Origin of the sequence: uncultured Gimesia sp., assembly GCF_937910335.1 — a bacterium.
Classification (GTDB): Bacteria; Planctomycetota; Planctomycetia; order Planctomycetales; family Planctomycetaceae; genus Gimesia.
This window is the reverse complement of record NZ_CALEMX010000031.1, coordinates 1-2,881: the sequence shown is the minus strand read 5'-3', so window position 1 is coordinate 2,881 and position 2,881 is coordinate 1. Positions and strand designations below refer to the sequence as shown.

General features: G+C 43.3%; 3 protein-coding genes. 2 read left to right on the top strand and 1 reads right to left on the bottom strand.

Annotated features, from left to right (window positions below; all coding sequences use genetic code 11):
• Positions 1–151 precede the first annotated feature (151 nt).
• Positions 152–1,264: a calcium/sodium antiporter gene (locus tag Q0668_RS01190; RefSeq protein ID WP_298859114.1), complete on the top strand. Its 1,113-nt coding sequence runs from the start codon at positions 152–154 to the stop codon at positions 1,262–1,264.
• 234 nt (positions 1,265–1,498) lie between these two features.
• Entirely contained in the window at positions 1,499–2,425 is a 927-nt protein-coding gene (locus Q0668_RS01185) for a hypothetical protein (protein ID WP_298859112.1), read from the top strand.
• Between the two features lie 56 nt (positions 2,426–2,481).
• On the opposite strand, the gene Q0668_RS01180 is transcribed toward Q0668_RS01185, so the two are convergent.
• Positions 2,482–2,881: tyrosine-type recombinase/integrase (locus Q0668_RS01180; protein ID WP_298859110.1), on the bottom strand; the 400-nt coding region annotated here is incomplete at its 5' end.

The following is a 2,881-nucleotide window of genomic DNA, read 5'->3' as shown; positions in this document are numbered from 1 at the left end:
TGAACTCATATCTGTATTTTACGTTTAATTTGATAAAAGAATACTCTGAAAAGAATGTTTACAGTCATCCCTATCATATTATTTCATTACTTTTTAATATTTTGCAGACAGTGAGAATGCAGTAATTTAGAAACTCGATAGGAGCAGTAGCTTGCATTTATTAATCATGGCTATGGAGCCAATTGAATTTTTCAAATTAATAACCGGATTAACTGCTCCTGCTTCAATTCTCATCAGCCTGTTATTTATCGCGATGGGGATGATCAGTATCACGAAAGGAGGCGATCTCTTTACCGACAGTTCAGTCGAGATTGCCAGGCAAACCAGAGTTCCACCTGTCATTATCGGTGCGACAATAGTTAGTATGTCAACCACATTTCCTGAATTGATGGTTTCTGTGACTAGTACGGTATCGGGAAAAGGTGATCTCGCGGTGGGAAATGCACTCGGGTCCTGTTTATGCAATATTGGCTTGATCATAGGTTCTTGTGCACTTCTGAATGGATATCTTGCCAGGAAACGAAATACTGAGCGTTGCATTCCCGTTTCCAGATTTACGATAGTTGGCCCCGGTTTTTTTATGTTATTAGCCGGCGTGATTGTGTGGGTGTTTAGTCTCTTTTCATCTGGAGGTGCGGTTAATCAAAACGGAGCACCAGCGGAATTTGCGATAGCACGTTGGCAGGCGGGTGTTTTGCTTTGTATCCTGGCAGGTTACATCTTATTTACTTTGAGGGTGGCTTTGAGTTCACGCCATGATTTTGGTCTCGATCAGGAACAACCACCCCAGGTTGAAAATTTAAAACGTTATTACATTAAATTGGCATTCGCATTTTTCATTGGAGCCTGTCTGGTTATTCTGGGAAGTAAGCTCCTGGTAACGAATGCAGTACAGGTGGCGCGGTATTTCGAAGTTTCTGAGTTGTTAATCGGACTGACAATCCTTGCGGTGGGAACTTCCCTGCCAGAATTCACGATATCTATACTTTCCATTGTGAAAGGGCATGGAGCATTGGGTACCGGTAATATCATTGGAGCCAATGTTCTGAATATCACAATGGTCATTGCTACATGTGCTTTGATTCATCCATTGCCGATCCCCAAGCAAACCGTCTATTTCGATGGTCCTGTAGTGATATTGTTAATTCTGGCAATGTTGGGGCTTTCCTGGCGGCGTAAGGAAATCTCCCCTGTGAGCGGCTCGATTTTGCTGACAATTTATGTAGGATATTTACTCATCGCTACATTTGGGTTTGCCAGTTAATACCTCCTAATGAAGGTATGGACTTGATTCAGCTACCAATTTGAGAATATCATATTCAAACAGAACTTGTTTCTGTGGGATCAGTCACTTAGTCTTCAGGTCAGGTTATTTTTCTCACTGGTTGTTACCCTCTTCTAACATATTCTCCAACTCATTAATGTTCGCCAAATGGTCAGAATTGGAATAATAGGGCTCGGTCCATATTGGGAACAGCGCTATGAACCCGCGCTGAGAATGATGGATCAACGAATCCAGATCAAAGCAATATATGACCCAGTTCGCAGCCGCGCAGAGCAGGCTGCCGTGTATTGGGATGCGGATGTCGTCTCGGGTATAGGATGTCTGGTATCACGTTATCCTCTGGATGCATTTTTATTATTGCATTCTCACTGGATGAATCATTACCCGCTTAAGATACTTAGCCAGCAACATCGTCCGGTATATATTGCTGGCAGCCTGGGCGAAGATCTGAACTTACTCGAATCGATTCATGACACTGCCTCAGAAAAATTAGTCACGTTGATGCCCGAATTCAGTCGGCGCTACTCACAGGCTACAACTCGTTTTTTTGAATTAGTTGTCACACGATTGGGGAACCCAATTTCGATTCAAATCGAGACATGTTGCCCTTCTAAGGATCAGCAAGTTGATGTACCAGGCCAGAAGAATGAGACTGATTTTCTGATCGGATTAATTGACTGGTGTTGTTATCTTATGCGGACAAAACCTGTCCGTGTTCAAACGACTATTCATTCTGACTCTAGCGATCATTCGGAAGATTATCGCCAAATCAGAATTGAATATTCAAACGACCCCGTTACCGGGGCAGCGCGATTTGCCTTGATCAAAATAAAAAATGAGCAGCGAACAGCAGAGACACTTTTTCCCAGACATCGGATTGTTTGCCGAAATGGATCGGCTGAGTTTCATTCTCCGGATGAGATTCATTGGGAAACAGAATCATCCTCAATGACCGAATCACTCAAAAGTGATCGCAGAGAACTGGAAGTGATGCTGGATCACTTTTGCCGAAGGGCCGTTGGTGGCATTATTCCTGTAGCGAATATCCAGGATGTTTGCCAGGCAATTAAACTAGTAAAGCTTTCCGGTGATAGTTTGAAATCCGGATCGTCCCTCGAATTTGAATCAGATTCAAGGTGAGACTGGATTAGCTGTTACTCATTGATATGTAGGAATGAGAAAAAGTGTCACAACAATCATGAAGATTTTATTTTTGATTGTTTTGCGTGGGGATGTGCTTTTTCATAGGTTTCGCGTAAACGTTTTGTACTGACGTGTGTGTATATTTGCGTGGTGGTTAAGCTTTTATGTCCCAGCAATTCTTGTACGCTACGCAGATCTGCGCCGCCATCCAGAAGATGTGTGGCAAAGCTATGTCTCAATGTATGTGGGCTCGTTTTTTTATCGAGCCCGGCCTGTAGCAAATATTTTTCCAGCATACGGCCTATGCTACGCGCGGTGATTCGAGTTTTGAGCCGATTGAGAAAGATTGCATCAGAGTCGGGATGAGCCATGGGTTTTGGCTCCCTTTTCGCTAACCACAATTTCAATGCTTTCTCGGCATAGCTGCCAATGGGGGCAATCCGTTCTTTACGT

Coding starts and splice junctions, on each gene's coding strand:
- Q0668_RS01185 (WP_298859112.1), top strand. CDS start 1,499: ATGATGGATCAACGAATCCAGATCAAAGCAATATATGACCCAGTTCGC.